The 15,860-nt window shown below is 62.6% G+C and carries 15 protein-coding genes and 1 pseudogene; 6 read left to right on the top strand and 10 right to left on the bottom strand.

All coding sequences use genetic code 11. The annotated features are described in order from the left end of the window. Positions 1-109 precede the first annotated feature (109 nt). Positions 110-919, bottom strand: a pseudogene (locus ACQ4WS_RS19135) (aminotransferase-like domain-containing protein); the annotation flags it as partial. A gap of 152 nt (positions 920-1,071) precedes the next feature. Between ACQ4WS_RS19135 and ACQ4WS_RS19130 the strand changes: the two are divergent. Together ACQ4WS_RS19130 and ACQ4WS_RS19125 are read left to right on the top strand one after the other, a co-directional pair. Continuing rightward, positions 1,072-1,800, top strand: coding sequence for a c-type cytochrome (locus ACQ4WS_RS19130; RefSeq protein WP_436478652.1), 729 nt, complete (start codon positions 1,072-1,074; stop codon positions 1,798-1,800). After that, positions 1,797-3,071, top strand: a complete 1,275-nt coding sequence (locus ACQ4WS_RS19125; protein ID WP_436478651.1) for a c-type cytochrome — start codon at positions 1,797-1,799, stop codon at positions 3,069-3,071. The genes ACQ4WS_RS19130 and ACQ4WS_RS19125 overlap by 4 nt, the downstream gene beginning before the upstream one ends. Positions 3,072-3,123: 52 nt before the next feature. Here the strand turns inward: ACQ4WS_RS19125 and ACQ4WS_RS19120 are convergent, their stop codons facing one another. Then, positions 3,124-3,759, bottom strand: a complete 636-nt coding sequence (locus ACQ4WS_RS19120; RefSeq protein ID WP_436478656.1) for a class I SAM-dependent rRNA methyltransferase — start codon at positions 3,757-3,759, stop codon at positions 3,124-3,126. Between the two features lie 186 nt (positions 3,760-3,945). On the opposite strand from ACQ4WS_RS19120, the gene ACQ4WS_RS19115 reads away from it, so the two are divergent. Continuing rightward, a complete protein-coding gene (locus ACQ4WS_RS19115; RefSeq protein ID WP_436478650.1) occupies positions 3,946-4,731 on the top strand; it encodes a head GIN domain-containing protein in 786 nt (261 codons plus the stop codon). Between the two features lie 61 nt (positions 4,732-4,792). Here the strand turns inward: ACQ4WS_RS19115 and ACQ4WS_RS19110 are convergent, their stop codons facing one another. Continuing rightward, a complete protein-coding gene (locus ACQ4WS_RS19110; protein ID WP_034758748.1) occupies positions 4,793-5,335 on the bottom strand; it encodes a YaeQ family protein in 543 nt (180 codons plus the stop codon). A 39-nt stretch (positions 5,336-5,374) separates the two neighbouring features. Then, positions 5,375-6,256, bottom strand: coding sequence for a formyltetrahydrofolate deformylase (gene purU / locus ACQ4WS_RS19105; protein WP_436478649.1), 882 nt, complete (start codon positions 6,254-6,256; stop codon positions 5,375-5,377). A gap of 345 nt (positions 6,257-6,601) precedes the next feature. On the opposite strand from purU, the gene ACQ4WS_RS19100 reads away from it, so the two are divergent. From ACQ4WS_RS19100 to ACQ4WS_RS19090, 3 genes are all read left to right on the top strand, one after another. Next, positions 6,602-7,114, top strand: a complete 513-nt coding sequence (locus ACQ4WS_RS19100; RefSeq protein WP_436478648.1) for a phasin family protein — start codon at positions 6,602-6,604, stop codon at positions 7,112-7,114. Positions 7,115-7,155: 41 nt separating this feature from the next. Further along, positions 7,156-7,551 carry a KGG domain-containing protein gene (locus tag ACQ4WS_RS19095; protein ID WP_436478647.1) on the top strand — a complete coding sequence of 132 codons (396 nt, stop codon included), beginning with the start codon at positions 7,156-7,158 and terminating at the stop codon, positions 7,549-7,551. 166 nt (positions 7,552-7,717) lie between these two features. Then, a complete protein-coding gene (locus ACQ4WS_RS19090; RefSeq protein ID WP_131689125.1) occupies positions 7,718-8,230 on the top strand; it encodes a YgjP-like metallopeptidase domain-containing protein in 513 nt (170 codons plus the stop codon). A 96-nt stretch (positions 8,231-8,326) separates the two neighbouring features. Here ACQ4WS_RS19090 and ACQ4WS_RS19085 read toward each other — a convergent pair whose 3' ends face one another. The 6 genes from ACQ4WS_RS19085 to ACQ4WS_RS19060 form a co-directional block, all read right to left on the bottom strand. After that, the gene (locus ACQ4WS_RS19085; protein WP_436478646.1) at positions 8,327-8,932 is read right to left on the bottom strand and encodes a PEP-CTERM sorting domain-containing protein; all 606 of its coding nucleotides are present in this window, start codon (positions 8,930-8,932) and stop codon (positions 8,327-8,329) included. A 304-nt stretch (positions 8,933-9,236) separates the two neighbouring features. Beyond that, entirely contained in the window at positions 9,237-9,782 is a 546-nt protein-coding gene (locus tag ACQ4WS_RS19080) for an LOG family protein (RefSeq protein WP_436478655.1), read from the bottom strand. A gap of 11 nt (positions 9,783-9,793) precedes the next feature. Continuing rightward, positions 9,794-10,567, bottom strand: a complete 774-nt coding sequence (locus tag ACQ4WS_RS19075; RefSeq protein ID WP_436478645.1) for a tetratricopeptide repeat protein — start codon at positions 10,565-10,567, stop codon at positions 9,794-9,796. 41 nt (positions 10,568-10,608) lie between these two features. Continuing rightward, the gene (locus ACQ4WS_RS19070) at positions 10,609-11,280 is read right to left on the bottom strand and encodes a TetR/AcrR family transcriptional regulator (protein WP_436478644.1); all 672 of its coding nucleotides are present in this window, start codon (positions 11,278-11,280) and stop codon (positions 10,609-10,611) included. A gap of 188 nt (positions 11,281-11,468) precedes the next feature. Then, entirely contained in the window at positions 11,469-12,023 is a 555-nt protein-coding gene (locus ACQ4WS_RS19065; protein ID WP_436478643.1) for a phasin family protein, read from the bottom strand. Between the two features lie 153 nt (positions 12,024-12,176). Beyond that, on the bottom strand, positions 12,177-15,815 hold the full coding sequence (locus ACQ4WS_RS19060; RefSeq protein WP_436478642.1) for an EAL domain-containing protein: 3,639 nt from the start codon (positions 15,813-15,815) through the stop codon (positions 12,177-12,179). Between the last annotated feature and the right edge of the window lie 45 nt (positions 15,816-15,860).

Here is a 15,860-nt window from a genome sequence, read left to right as displayed (position 1 = left end):
GGTTGGCAAGAAAGTGGAGAGTATCGTCGAGCATAGCCAGGCAGGTTAACAGCAGACACTGACGTTTACAAGCCCCAAATAAAAATGCCGTTCAGTCTTAACTGAACGGCATTACCGCCAGCGCGCGCTTCTTTTCCGGCGGCATCAAGCTGCCGAGGGGATTCTGGAAACTCGTCATCAGCCAGCACGCCTTGGGCCGGTGGCGCTGCAGCAACTCTTCCAGCGCCGCCAGGTCGACGCCGTCGCGCGGGCTGGTGGCAATCTCCACCGCCTTGAGTTCCAGCCGCTCCAGCGCCTGCAGGCACGCATAGAAGCTGGGCGACTCGATCAGCACCGTGTCGCCGGGCCGCGTGACGGCTTGCAGGCACAGGTTCAGCGCTTCCAGCGCGCCATTCGTGATGACGATGTCGTCGCTGGAAACGAGCACGCCGTCGAGCTGGTAGCGCAGGGCGATCTGGCGGCGCAGCTCCGCATTGCCCAGCGATAAATCCGTGACGGTACTCCACGGGTCGAGGCGGCGCATGCTGGCCGACACGGCCCGTGCCAGCCGCTCCATCGGGAACAGATGCGGGCTGGGAAACGCCGAGCCGAAGGGCACGATATCGCGCGCGCCCACGGCGCCCAGCACCTCAAACACAAGGTCGCTGACGTCGACGGTGGTGCTGGCGTCGAGCGGACGCGAACTGTCCGGCTCGGGGGCCAGCGTGGCCCGCTGCGGCGCCACGTAATAGCCGGAACGGGGGCGCGAGACGATCATGCCGCGCGCTTCGAGCAAATAGTAGGCCTGGAACACCGTCGACGGGCTCACGCCCCTGCGCGCATGCTGCTGGCGCACGGAAGGCAACTTATCACCAGGCAACAACAGCTGCGTGCTGATCATGGCGGCGACTTCTTCCGCCAATTCCTCATATCGTTTCAACCCTGCTCCTCAAACTGATCCGTAGTTTTATTGCACAACTGATCCTGTCACAGTGACAGCAGCCGGTATATGCTAGGGTAACAACATCCGGGCAGCAACACCGGCACGCCATCCCGACCAACGAGACAGCTTATTTCCCCATGCGACTTTCCATGCTACTGCATTCCCCCCTCGTGCTGGTGCTGGCCCTGGCTTCCGCCTTGCCCGGCACGGCGCTGGCCGCGCCCGCCACCATTTCGGCCAGCCACGACAGCCTGGAACAGCGCATCAAGGCGTGCACGGCTTGCCATGCACAACAGGAAAAGCACGACGCCTTCTTTCCCCGCATCGCCGGTAAACCTTCGGGCTACCTGTACCACCAGTTGCTGAACTTTCGCGAGGGACGGCGCCAGTATCCGATGATGAACTATATGGTGGAACACTTGCCGGACGATTACCTGCGCGAAATTGCCGACTATTTTGCCGCGCAGCACCCTGCCCCGCTGCCGGCCCAGCCCAGCAGCGCCGGCACGACGGCTTTGGCACGGGGCAGGCAGCTGGTGCTGCTGGGCGATGCCGGCAAAAAGATTCCCGCCTGTATCGCCTGCCACGGCCAGCAGCTGGCCGGTGTGGCGCCCGCCATCCCGGGCTTGCTGGGCTTGCCGCGCGACTATATCAATGCCCAGCTGGGCGCCTGGAAGAACGGCATCCGCCGCGCCCACGCGCCCGACTGCATGGCGCAAGTGGCGCAGCGCCTGTCGGACGCGGACGTGGGGGCCATCTCGGCCTGGCTGGGCACGCAAGTGGCGTCGGCCGACGCGCGCCCCGCCAGCAGCATCGCCCTGCCCTTGCCGCTGCATTGCGGCGGCGTGCCGGGTTCCGGCGCGCAGGTGGCGCCATGAAAAAATGGATGATCGCAGCCGCCATCGTGGCCATCGGCGCGGCCGGCGCCAAGTTCGTGCTGTATCCGGGCGACGACATCGGTCCGCCCGCCGCGGCTAGCACCCTGAGCCAGCAAGAGCTGGTCGCGCGCGGCGCCTACCTGGCCAAGGCGGGCGACTGCATGGCGTGCCACACGACGCGGGGCGGCGTGCCGTATGCCGGTGGACGGGCCTTGCAGACGCCGTTCGGCAAAGTGCTCTCGCCCAACATCACGGCCGACAAGGAAACGGGCATCGGCAGCTGGACGGCCGACGATTTCTGGCGCGCCATCCACAACGGCAAGTCGAAAGATGGCCGGCTGCTGTATCCGGCCTTTCCGTACACCAATTACACGAAGGTGCAGCGCGAAGACAGCGACGCCCTGTACGCGTATTTCCAGAGCGTGCCGCCGCACAAGCAAAGCAACGCGCCGCACGCGCTGCGCTTCCCCTACAACCAGCAAATCGCGCTGGCCGCCTGGCGCGCCCTGTATTTCAAGCCGGGCGTGTACCAGCCGCTGACGGACAAAAGCATGGAATGGAACCGCGGCGCCTACCTGGTGCAGGGCCTGGGCCACTGCAGCGCCTGCCACAGCAGCCGCACGACCCTGGGCGGCAGCGACGACGGCCTGTCGGGCGGCTTGATCCCCGTGCTGGGCTGGTACGCGCCCTCGCTGACGTCGGACGCGGAAGCGGGCCTCGGCGACTGGGACACGGCGCATATCGTGGAATTGCTGCAAACGGGCGTGTCGCCGCGCGCCACCGTCTTCGGTCCCATGGCCGAAGTGGTGCGGCAAAGCTTGCAGCACATGGGCACGGCCGATGTGCAGGCGATGGCCGTCTACCTGAAAAGCCTGCCCGGCCCCGCGCAGCCCGCGCCACGGGCGCCGCGCGAGACGTCGGAGCAAGTTCGGCAGCAACTGGCGCTGGGCGCGAAACTGTATGAGGCGCAATGCGCCAGTTGCCACCAGGCCGACGGCAAGGGCGTGCCGCCCGGCTACCCGCCGCTGGCCGGCAACCGCGCGCTGACGACGGAGTCGGCGGTGAACGCCATCCGCCTCGTGCTCAACGGCGGCTTCGCGCCAGGAACCCGCGGCAACCCGCGCCCGTATGGCATGCCGCCGTTCGGCCCCGTCATGGATGATGCGGAAGTGGCGGCCGTGGTGACGTATCTGCGCGCCTCGTGGGGCAATGATGCACCGGCCGTGTCGGCCCTGGAGGTCAACAAGTACCGCAGCGTGCCCCTGGAATAACAGGCATAAAAAAACCGGCCAACGCCGGTTTTTTTATGTCAGGCAGCCGTTCTCAACGGAACTTGCTTTTATGCCCCGTTTTCAGGTCCAGCGCATAGCGCACGCCGTTGTCCGTCAGCATGACTTCATCGGGCGGCTCTTCGCCAGCCAGGGCGCCGTCGATCAAAGGCAGGCCTTCGCCCTTGCGCATCAGGTCGTCGCAGCGCTCGTACACATTGACGCAAGCGGTGGACGCCATCAGCGATTGCACGATGGCCACTTTCCAGGCGTCGACGCCGCCGGCGTTGAATTCGCAGATCAGATAGCCTTGCACGCCGCCAAACAGCTGCACCACCAGGCCAGGCAAACCCTCGTCCTCGCCCTTGATCAGGGTCAACAGCTGGTTTTCGCCCGCCTTCTTGATGGCTGGCAGTTTTTTCTCGATGGCCGCCTTGACGCGGCGCTTGATCAGCGCATGGTCGACGGGTTCGTCTTCCTTGAAGCTCCAGATGCGCGCGCGGATCTGCGACTTCGAATTGTAGGCGGCGCGGGCGATGAACTGCTTCGCCGAGCTTTGCACGATGGCCGTCGAGCCAGGCTTCATTTTTTCCTGCGGCTTGCCTTCGACTTTTTCAATCGCGGACGCGTAAATCCACGATTGGCCCAGCAAGCTCTTTTCCTTGCCCTGTTTGATGGTGATGATCAGCATGTAATTCCAGTAGTGTGACCGGCGCGTGCCGGTCGTCGTATGTCCCACCGACATGATACCTCATGCCATCCTGTCGCATCCTCCTGCATTCCATGCCGCTGCTGGCGCAGGCTGTCGCAGGGCGGTACGCAAGCCCGGTCGCCTGGCATACCATGCACACAGTCCAATTCAAAACAGGGAGCAAGAATGACACACGCAATTTTCCAACCCCGCCATGCCCTCGCCGTGACCACCCTGCTGCTGGCCGCCTGTACACTGGCCATCCCGGCCGCGCCGGCGCTGGCCTCGCCGCTCGACTGGATTTCCGGCAACAGCATCCAGGGCAGCGGCAAGCTGCAAAAGCAGACGCGCGAAGTGGGCAGTTTCCATGCCGTGGCGCTGAACGTGCCGGGCACGGTCGAATTACGCATAGGCAACACGGACAGCGTCACCGTCGAGGCCGACGACAATATCCTGCCGCTGATCGAGACGGCCGTGGAAAACGGCACCCTGCGCATCCGCCCCGCCAAGCGCAATGCCAGCTTCCGCCAGAGCAACCTGAGCATCGTCATCCAGGCGCGCCAGGTGGAACGCATCAGCGTGGGTGGCTCGGGCAACATCACGGCAACGGGCTTGCGCGCCGAGAATCTGCGCTTCGACGTGGGCGGCTCCGGCTCCATCAACGCGCGCGACCTCGACAGCCGCATGGTGGCCGTGGCCATCGGCGGCAGCGGCAACTTCAAGGCCAGCGGCAAGACGGAGCAGCTGACGGCGTCGATCGGCGGCTCGGGCAATATCCAGGCGGGCCGCCTGGCCGCGCGCGAGGTGCAGGTGAGCATCGGCGGTTCGGGCGAGGCCACCGTGTGGGCCAAGGAAGACCTGGCCATCAGCATCGGCGGCTCGGGCGAAGTGAGCTACTACGGCGACCCGCGCATCAGCCGCAGCATGCAGCGTTCGAGCAGCATCAAGCGGCTGGGCAGCGCACCGAACTGAGTATTTTCAACGACAAAAGCCCGGATCGCTCCGGGCTTTTTTACGTTACAGCGCTAAAAAATCAGCGCGCCGGCTTCACCGGTTCGCGGTCGATCAGCACCGTGTTGACGCTGTCGGTCAGCCAGATCTGGCCATCCTGGATCGTGCATTGCAGCTGCATGTTGCGCTGCGCCAGCTTGCTCATGTCTTGCGCCGCCTCGGATGGCAGGTTGATCACGGTCAGGTTCTTCGCCCGTTCCAGCTTATTGGCGATCTGCTTCCACCAGATGTGGCTGGTTGCGCCATAGCTGTAGACAATCACCTGCTCCGACCGGCCGCAGGCCTTCAGGATGCGCTTTTCGTCTGGCTGGCCCACTTCGATCCACAGCTGGATGGCGCCCGTCAAGTCTTTCTGCCACAGGTCGGGCTCTTCCGTGTCAAACAGGCCTTTGGTGAAGGTCAGCGCCTCGTCGGCATGGATGGCGAACGCCAGCAGGCGCACCATCATGCGCTCGTCCGTTTCGGACGGGTGGCGCGCCAGGGTCAGCGCGTGATCCTGGTAGTAATTGCGGTCCATGTCGGCGATCTGCAGATCGGCTTTGAAAATTGTTGCTTTGAGGGCCATCGTGTTTCTGTCTCGGTAAAGTGAATAGTGAAGTCGGTATCAGCGGAAAACCACGGTCTTGTCGCCATTTTTCAGGATGCGGTGCTCGACGAACCATTTCACGGCGCGCGCCAGCACCACGCACTCGACGTCGCGGCCGATGGCCGTCAGTGTCTCGGCATCCATCGCATGGTCGACGCGCTCGACGTCCTGCTCGATGATCGGGCCTTCATCCAGGTCGCCCGTGACGAAATGGGCCGTCGCGCCGATCAGCTTGACGCCGCGGTGATGCGCCTGCGCATACGGCTTGGCGCCCTTGAAGCTGGGCAGGAAGGAATGATGGATATTGATGGCGCGGCCGTCAAGCGCCTGGCACAGGCCCGGCGACAGTATTTGCATGTAGCGCGCCAGCACCACCAGGTCGATCTTGTGCGTGTCCATCAGCTCGATGATCTTCGCTTCCTGCGCCAGCTTGGCCGCTTCCGACGCGCCGGTTGCCAGCGGCAGGTGGTGGAAGGGAATATTGTAGCTGGCCGCCAGCTGGTAGAACTCCATGTGGTTCGACACGATGGCGGGAATTTCCACATTCAGCAAGCCGCTCTTGTAGCGGAACAGCAAGTCGTTCAGGCAATGGCCGATCTTCGACACCATCAGCATGACGCGCGGCTTGACGCGCGCATCGTGCAACTGGCCGTGGAAGGGGCCGTTCAACTGCATGGCTTGCGACAAGTCGGCAAAGTCGCTGCGCAACTGGGCGTCGCTGACGGCGCCGTCTTCCAGCGCGAAATGCACGCGCATGAAGAACAGCTGGGATTCCTGGTCGCCGAACTGGGCGGAATCGAGGATGTTGCAGCCGCGTTCGGCCAGGAAGCCGGAGACGCGGTGCACGATGCCGCGTTGGTCCAGGCAGGACAGGGTCAGGATGTATTCGGGATGCGTCATGGTCGCGGAATAAGGCAAAAAAGGTGGGCTATGCTCGGCTCAGCCACGCGCGCCGGCCATCGGCTGCGCTGCCGCGAGCCGGCTATTGTCGCACGGCCGGGCCTGTAAACCTGCATTTTCCACACAGGCAGCATGGCTGCCGGCGGCGGCAAGCCGATTCACGTTCATTTGATCTGGCACAAAGTCATCGCGTTTTTCCACCTGCCAGGCCCCATTCTCGGGCCAAACCGCCACCTCTCATGGAACTTGGCACGCCATCCGGCGTCTATCCCTTTGCTTGCTTCAGCATACGTCGCATCCGCTACACCGGGTGTTTCCTGGATCCGCTTTTCATTGAGGTAGAACATGTTCATCAACAGCATCCCCCCCAGTCTCAGCCCCGCCCTGAAATCCCATCTCGAGGCCCAGTGCCATTTCGCCACGGAACTATCGCGCAAGCTGTTCGATACGGCGCAGCAACTGAGCGAGCTGCATCTGCGGCTGGCGCAAGACTTGCTGCAGGAATGGAGCAGCGCCAGCCAGCAACTGCTGTGCGCACGCGATACGGGCGAGTTGATGTCGCTGGCTGCGGCCCAGTTGCAACCGAGCAGCAACAAGCTGCAGCAGTACCGGCAGCAACTCGGCAACCTCGTCGCCAAGGCCAATGTCGAGATAAACCGCACGGCAGAGAACTATCTGCCCGAAGCGAGCCGCACGGCCGTAGCCTTCGCTGACGAAGTGGTGCGCAAGACGGCCGAAGAAACGGAAAAAGCCACGCAGCGCCAGCGTGAAATGATCGAAAAAATGCATGCCACGGGCCAGCGCGATGGCACGGGCCACGGCCGCGATGCCAGCAGGCAATCCGATCAGGCGCATTGAACACTTGAATCTTGACCCCACTCGACAGCAAGGAGAGCGACATGGCCAACAGTAATGAGCAGGGCAAAGGCGCTGGCAACAGCCAGAAAGCCGGCGAATCGGGCAGCGCCAAAGGCACGAGCAAACGCGGCTTTGCCGCCATGAACGAGGAGCAGCAACGCGAAATTGCCAGCAAGGGCGGCCAGGCAGCCCACCAGAAGGGCACGGCGCATGAATTCGACTCGGAAGAGGCACGCCGGGCCGGGCAGAAAGGCGGTGAAGCCGTCAGCCGCAACCGTGTACACATGGCGGAAATCGGCCGCAAGGGCGGTGAAAGCCGGCAATCGGCCCAGCGCGCCAATGAACACCGCAGCGGCACGGCGGCGCGCAGCGGCAGCGCCGAACAACAGGCGAAGGCGAGCCGGCAAGGCGGCAAGGACGAGGACGACAAGAGCTGAGCGGGCTGAGCGGCAGGCCGGGCTACCCCAGCAGCGCGCGGCTTGACGCAGGAAGGCACGGGGCGGCCCTGGCGGCCCCGTGCAAGGGCTGGGGCAGCGCGGGGCGCGGCGGTATGGTACATTCTCGCCTTCCGCCACCGCCGCGCCCCGCCCCGCCCTTCCCCGCATGCAGCCATCCCTGAAATACCTGAGCGCCTATTCCGAACAAACGCAAGCGCAAGTGCAGCAATTGATCGCGCAGGACAAGCTGGGCGAAGTGCTGTTAAAACGCTACCCGAATGCGCACGATGTGCGCAACGACAAGGCTTTATACCAGTATGTGCAGGACTTGAAGAATACATTCCTGCGCAATGCCGAACCCATCAATAAGGTGGCGTTCGACAGCAAGATCCATGTGATCCAGCACGCGCTGGGCTTGCATACTTCGATCTCGCGCGTGCAGGGTGGCAAGCTCAAGGCCAAGCATGAAATCCGCGTGGCCACCATGTTCAAGGAAGTGCCGCTGGAATTCCTGCGCATGATCGCCGTGCACGAACTGGCGCATGTCAAAGAAAAGCAGCATGACAAGGCGTTCTACAAGCTGTGCACGTATATGGAACCGCAATACCACCAGTACGAATTCGACGTGCGCCTGTACCTGACCCAGCTTGACCTGTCAGGCCAGCGCCTGTGGTCCTGAAGTCAGGGTCATGAATTCCACGTAACAATGCCGCCCGGCATCCACTGGGCGGCATGTTTTACGCATGCGCCGGCCTGGCCGGCAGCATGTTCAGGCTCAGGCAGCGTTCTTGCGGCGAAGCATGAAGCCCAGCAGGCCCAGTCCGCCCAGCAGCATGCCGTAGGTGGCCGGTTCCGGTACGGCGCTGACAGTGGCGGCGATATTATCAACCTGGAAGGTGTGCAAGGCGCCTTCCTTCCACGTTGCCGACAGCAGATTGCTGAAACCCGTGAACGTGTAATTGCTGAAGTTATGGCTGCCATCGATGCTGAAGGTCTGGGTCACCGTGCCGCCGCCCACCTGGTGGCCGACGAACGTCACGTCGTAGGAGCCAGGCAAGCTCACGAAGTCGGCCAGGCTGATCGAGCTGAGCGAGAAGGCGGCGCCATCGGCACGGCTCAGGGTGGTGGTCGACAGGGCTGTCGCACCCAGACCAGCCGAGCCGGCATAGGCGAAGCTATCCTGATGTGCCGAGCTCAACAGGCCCAGGAAGCTGCTGTCAAAGTTATAGCCGCCTTCGGAGTAGGAATTGAAGACGGAACCGAAGTAGCCCGGATGTTCCAGCGCGTCGAAGCCGATAACGGTGGTTTCTGCCTGGGCGCCGCCAGCGGCGGCGAGAATGGCGGCGACAGCGGTCGCGCGCAAGAGGGTCATAGGTTTCAAAATAGCATCCTTTCGAGATGATGAAGTAGCGTGGCTGTGGCAACTTGAAACAGATCGGCACCTTTTTTTGGGAGTCTGTACAACACTCGTCGGTGTCCGATATTCCTAACTTTTGAACCATGCCAGTAGACCACAGTCATACCTAAAAAGCATCTTAATTTTCAAAAAAGCATGCCTCTAGAGAAATATTATGGACATATTTTTATTAATTGGGTTGTTGAGCTCGATCAATTTTCCCGTGTGGAAATAAAAAAGCCATGCATTTCACAATGCATGGCGTTGGATAAGATTCCACAAGGAAAATTTACGGCACACAGTCCTTCAGCCGCTGCACCAGCGTCGCAGGATCGGCATCGGCGTTCAGGAACGCCGCATGCTGCGGGCGGATGAAACCCTGCTCCTTGCCGTTTTGCACAAAAGCGATCAAGCCGTCATAGAAACGGTCGACATTCAGCAAGCCGATGGGTTTGGCGTGCAAGCCCAGCTGGGCCCAGGTCAGCATCTCGAACAGTTCTTCCAGGGTGCCGTAGCCGCCGGGCATGGCGATGAAGGCGTCGGACAGGCTGGCCATCATCGCCTTGCGCTCATGCATGTCCTTCACGATGAACTGGCGCGTCAAGCCCATGTGACCCACTTCGCGCTCGACCAGCTGGGTGGGTATCACGCCCGTCACCTCGCCGCCCAGGCGCAGCACTTCATCGGCGATCACGCCCATCAGGCCCACCTTGCCGCCGCCATACACGAGCGAAATATTCTCCGCCACCAGCACGCGCGCCAGTTCGCGCGCCGCCACGGCATAGTCCGGCGAGACGCCCGCATTGGCGCCACAATACACACATAAAGCCTTGATCACAGTCGTCCTTATTCTTTCAATTCATCGATCGCCGCCTCGACTTCAAGGCGTTCCTTGGCGTCCAGTGCCACGCACCCGGCCGCCTTTCCATACAGGGCCAGCGCTTCCGCCAGCTTTTTCTTTCCGTCGAGCATGTTCAAGGCGCGCGCATACTCGCTGTGCGCCAGCGCCGAAGACGGCGTCAGGGCCAGCGCCGTCTTGAAGTGCTGATAGCCGTCTTCCTTGTTGGCGCCATAGGTCAGGCCGCCTATCATGGCGCCGACCTTGTCGATAATTTCCGTATGATAAATCCCAAACGCGATATGCGCTTCCGCATGCATGGGCGCCACCGTCATCGTGCGATCCAGGCTGTTGCGCACGCGCGCGCCCATGCCCTGCGCCAGGGCCTTGACGACGGACGTGCCCAGCGCATAGCGGCCCAGGCTGTAGGCATGCCAGTAGTAGCCGGCCGGATTGTCCGGCTGCTCGCTCTGCTGGCGCTCGCAGCGCTCAGCTACTTCTTCATACATGTCGAGTTTCTGGCTGTCGCTCACTTCCAGGTGCGTGGCGTAGATGCAAGTCGCCTTGTGCGCCACCGCATAGCCGGGCACGCCGACGGCCAGGCCCAGCTTCACGGCGCGCTCGAAGTCGCCCGCATGGAAGGCCAGCCAGGCCTGCACCAGCGCAGAGTGCGTGGGAAAGGGTTCCACGTCGCCCGCATGCAGGCGCGCCCAGGCCGCGTCCAGGGTTTGCGGCGTGTAGACATATGCTGCGTCCGGATAGGGGAATTGTTTCCAAGCCATATATCTCTCCTGTAAATAGCGACGTGGCGCCAGCAGCAGCGTCAGTCGTTCTTGAGTTTGGTCACATACTCTTCCGACAGTTTGCGAAACAGCAAATGCGTTTCATTGCGCAAATACGGCCCGATCAGGGACAGCACCTGGTAGCAGCCGCGCGCCAGCGCATCGGACATCGATTGCTGCTCGCTGTACTTGCGCGGGTTGCGCACATACTCGTACGACAGCCAGTAGGTGGCAACGACCACCATATTCGTCGCCATCGCCGCCACTTCCATGTCGGACGCTTCGAGCGACTGTTCGCTGCGCAAGTCTTCGCACAGCTGGGTGGCGACCTTGATCTTGTGCGACAGGATCAGCTTGAAGTGCAGTTCCAGCTTGCGGTTGCGCGACAACAAATCGTTGAGGTCGCGATAGAAAAAGCGGTAGCGCCAGATCAGTTCGAACATCAGGTGCAGATACAGCCAGACATCCTCGATATTCGAGCGGCGCCCGTCGGGCACGGTCAGGATGCGTTCGATTTCCGCCTCGAACTGGACGAAGATCGAATTGACGATATCGTCCTTGTTACGGAAGTGGTAATACAGGTTGCCGGGTGAAATGTTCATCTCTTCCGCTATCACGGTCGTCGTGATATTCGGCTCACCAAACTCATTGAACAGGCGCAGCGACAACTCCAGGATGCGTTCGCGGGTACGGCGTGGTGCTTTTTGTAGCATGGCGGGCAATCTCTCTGTGTTCTGCCGCAAGCATACCACCTAAAATAGCCATAATGAAACACTCCGCCCCTAGCCGCCGGCGAAAAACGCAGACAAGAAAAAGCCTGCGCGAGCAGGCTGGAGGGCGGCGGCGCCAGCTCAGGCGGCCGGCGCTTTTTTCTTCGCCGCCGGTTTGCTCACCGGTTTGCTCACCGGCCTGGCTGCGGCGCGCGGCGCAGCCTGCTTGCCGGCTTGGCCGGGGCCCTGGCGACGGCCGCTTTCGGCGCGGCTTTTGCTGCGATTCTCGGTGCTGTTTTCGGCACCGCCTTCACGGCGGGCTTGGCCGCAGCCTTCGGCTTGGGCGCCGGCGCGGCCTTGGCGGACAGCGCCGCCACCTGCAAGCTCAGGGCATCGATCTTGGCGTGCAGGGCGGCGATATCGTTTTGCATGGGCACGCCAATGGTGGCCAGGGCGCGCGCGACGCGCTCTTCGAACACCTGTTCCAGCTTGTCCCAGGAACCGCTGGCCTGCTTGCCCACGCCATCGGCCAGCTTGCTGACACTGTCGCTGACATCGGCCACCTTGTCTTCCGCGCGCGTCTGGAATTGCGTGCCTTCCTTTACCAGCTTGGAAAACACGCGCCCACCCTCTTCCTGCGCCTTGGCGAAGGCACCGAGGCCCGCTTGCCATATCTGCTGCGCCGACGAGCGCACGGCGCTTGCCAATTCCTTGTCGTCCGTCGTCTCCTTCAATTTCTTCACCATCGCCAGCTCCCGTCATGTGAAAGGCCATGCCACTTCATGGATGCGGTTTATTCTAGTGAGCAAAACTAGAGACGGGAATCTAATTCGATACAAAGCTGCGTCTGAACGTGCGCCAGCGCACGCGGCGGCCAGTTGCTCGCGCGCAGCAAGCGCCTACGCCGCCGCTTTCACCTGGCCATGCAGCAGCTTGTGCAGGCGGAAACCTTCGCGGATATTCTCGCGCAGCACGGCGCCTTTCCACGGCTTGGTGTAAAAGCGGTCGACGGCGCCACGGTTGATGGCCGCCATGATGGGCGTCAGGTCGGCAAAGGCCGACAGCATGATGCGGAAAGTGTCTGGACACAGGTGCTTGACCCGCTCCATGAATTCGGTGCCGCTCATGAGCGGCATGCACTGGTCGCACAGGATCACCTGCACCTTGTGGCGCGCCAGGATGTCGAAGCCTTCGGCGGCCGTCTGCGCCGTGAAGATGCGGTAGCCGTCCTGCGCCAGGAAATCGCTGAGCACATCGAGCATGAAGACATCGTCGTCGACGATCAGCAAGGTTTGCTGCTCGTCGCCAGCGGCGTCCTGCGGCGCCTGCAGCAGCGTGCCTTTCATCAGCATCTGCTCGAATTCCTCGCGCGGCACGGGGCGGCTGAAATAATAGCCCTGCATCTCGTCGCAGCCGTGGCGCCGCAAATAGGCCAGCTGCGCATCGTTTTCCACGCCTTCGGCGATCACGTCCAGTTTCATGCTGTGCGCCATGCTGATGATGGCCAGCACGATGGCCGCGTCGTCCGGATTGCTGGTCACTTCGCGCACGAAGGCGATGTCGATCTTCAGCTTGTCGATGGGGAAGCGCTTCAGATAGGCCAGGCTGGAATAGCCGGTGCCGAAATCGTCGATGGAAATCTGGATGCCCAGCGCCTTCAGGTTGCGCAGCACGGCGATGGTTTCCTCGGCATTCGACATCAGCGAGCTTTCCGTCAGCTCCAGCTCCAGCAGGTCGGGGGCGATATCGTACTTGCGGATCGCCTTGAGCACCTCTTCTTCCAGGCCGCCGACGAAAAACTGGATGCCCGATACATTCACCGACAGGTGCACGGGGCCAATGCTGCTGGCGCACCACTCGCAGATCTTCTTGCACGCTTCGTCAAGCACCCAGTTACCGACGCGCACGATCAGCCCCGTTTCTTCCAGCAGGGGGATGAACAGGGCAGGCGAGACCATGCCATGGCCGGGGCGGCGCCAGCGTATCAGCGCCTCGGCGCCGCTGATGCGCCCCGAGATGATATTCACCTTGGGCTGGAAGAACAGCACGAATTCCTCGTTGTCGATGGCACGCCGCAGGGCGTTTTCCATGTCCAGCCGCGCCATCGACTGGGCATTCATTTCCGCCGTGAAGAAGCGGAAGGCGTCGCGGCCCGCCTCCTTGGCGCGGTACATGGCCGTGTCGGCATACTGAATCAGGGTGTCCGCATCGACGCCATCGTCGGGGTACACGGAAATGCCGATGCTGACCGTCACCGTCACCTCATGGCCCTGCAAATCGAAGGGCTTGCGCATCGCTTCGCGGATCTTGTCGACTACGCCCACGGCATGCTGGGCGCCTTCGGGCAGCAGCAGGATGGTGGCAAATTCATCGCCGCCAAAGCGGCCAATGGTATCGCGCACGCGCAGGCAATCGACGAGGCGGCTGGAAAACTGTCGCAGCAGGTCGTCGCCGACGGTGTGGCCCAGGGTGTCGTTCACATTCTTGAAGCGGTCGATATCCATGAACAGCACGGCCACGGCCCACTGGTGTTCGGCCGCCTGGGCCAGAGAATGGGTCAGCGAAGCGTAGAACTGGATGCGGTTCGGCAAGCCCGTCAAGGTGTCGAAATGGGCCAGCTTCATCAGGCGCTGTTCGGCATCCTTGCGCTCGGTGATGTCGCGCGCCACGGCCACCAGGATCCAGCTCTGCCCCGAGCGCAGGGTGCGCCGCTGGACTTCCACCGACAGGGGCGAGCCATCCTTGCGCTGCAGCTGCAATTCCGTCATCGGGCCGCCCTGGTCGCCTGCCAGCAGCTTGTTGTACAGTTCTTCCAGCTGAGCTTCGCCCTCGTGCGCGCGGCCCGGCCCCACGCGCAGGAAATCCTCGCGCTCGAAACCGAGCATGCGGCACGCCGTCTGGTTGACGTCGACGAAGCACATGCCGGCGCGGTCGACGAGGAAAATCGCATCGGCCGTGGCGTCCATGGCCAGGCGGAAGCGGCGCAAGTCTTCATCCAGGCGGATGCGCGCCGCCATGTCCAGAGTCAGCTGCTCGTGGTGGCGCTTGATCTCGTCGTACAGCAGCAGGTTGTCGTAGGCGACGGCGATCTGCGCCGCCACCGTGGCGGCGACGCGCTCGTCGACTTCGGAAAATTCATTCGCCCCCAGTTTATCCACCAGGTACAGCCAGCCGTGGCTGCGCTCGCGCGAAGCGATGGCCACGCCCAGGAAGGAATGCACGGGCGGGTGCGTGTCGGGCAAGCCCAGCGCGCCAGGCTCGCCTTTCAAGCCATTGACACGGTAGGGCTGGCGCTGTTCCAGCAAGCGGTTCAGGATGCCCGTGCGCGGCGCGCTGGCGATGCGCTCGAGGTTCTTTTCGGCACCGCACGAGGAAAAATAACTGAGCTTTTCGGCGCCCTCTTCCAGCACGCCGATGCAGGCGTACTTGGAGACGCAGATATTCTGCGCCACCTTGCAACCCGCCTCGATCAGGGCGCGCGGATCGCGTTCGGCGCCCAGCTCGATGCCCAGCTCGATCAGGGCCGTCAGGCGCAGGCTCACCGCCTGCAGGCTCGACAGCGAGCGCGACAGGCGCTCCGTCATGATGGCCAGGTCTTCGGGGATGGCGGCCTGGCCCTCGCGCTGGCTGGCCAGCTGTGAAATCTGCTGGCTGCTCGATTCGAGTTCATCGAGATAGCCGCTGACCTGGTGCTCGATATCGGCCAGCTTGCCTGCGGCGGGAGGCGCCACATTGCCGCCCGCATCCGGCGCCGCCGGCACCTGGGCCGCCGCCGGCATCAGTCCCAGCGCCTCGTTGACGGTGCGCACGATAAGCTCGGGATCGGACGGCTTGGGCAACACCCAGCGCACGCCGCACGCCTGCGCCAGCAAGATCGCTTCCTGCTCGCGGTAGGTGGCCGTGTAAAAGATGATGGGCACGTCGGTCAGCGCGGGATCGGCACGCACGCGCGTGACGAATTCGTAACCGTCCATGTTCGGCATGAGGATGTCGGATATGATCAGGTCCGGCCGCTCGGTGCGCAGTATTTCCAGCGCGTCGGCGCCATTCGCCGCCTCCAGCAGGCGATGGCCGCCGTAGCCCAGCAGTGCGGTGAGGAACTCGCGGTTCAGCACATGATCGTCAACGATCAATATCGTAGCTATGTCGTTTTTAACTGGCGTCGACGGCGCCCCGGGTAAAAAAGACTCCAGCTCCGCGACGAACAGGTCTGGCTCGATCGGCTTGCCGATGTAGCCATTGAAGCCCGCTTCGAGCAGGCGTTCGCGGTCGCCCACCATGGCCAGCGCCGTCACGGCCAGGGCCGGGATCTTGCGCAGTTGCGGGTCTTTCTTCAGTTCCGCCACCACGCCATAGCCATCGAGCTTGGGCAAATGCACGTCGCAGATGATCAAGTCCGGCAATTCGCTACGCGCCATGCGCACGCCCTCTTCGCCGTCATAGGCGGCCAGCGGCGTGTACCCGAAGGCGCGCAGCAAATACACCATCAATTCCATATTGGTGGCGTTATCTTCGATAATCAGGATACGTGCGGACAATTAGCGCCCCCCAATAAAAACTGCATGGACTCATTTTCTGCCTGC

Source organism: Janthinobacterium leeuwenhoeki, from assembly GCF_051380795.1.
In the GTDB taxonomy this organism is placed as follows: Bacteria; Pseudomonadota; Gammaproteobacteria; order Burkholderiales; family Burkholderiaceae_D; genus Janthinobacterium.
Note: the sequence above shows the minus strand (reverse complement) of the source record. Positions and strands in the feature narration are given on the sequence as shown.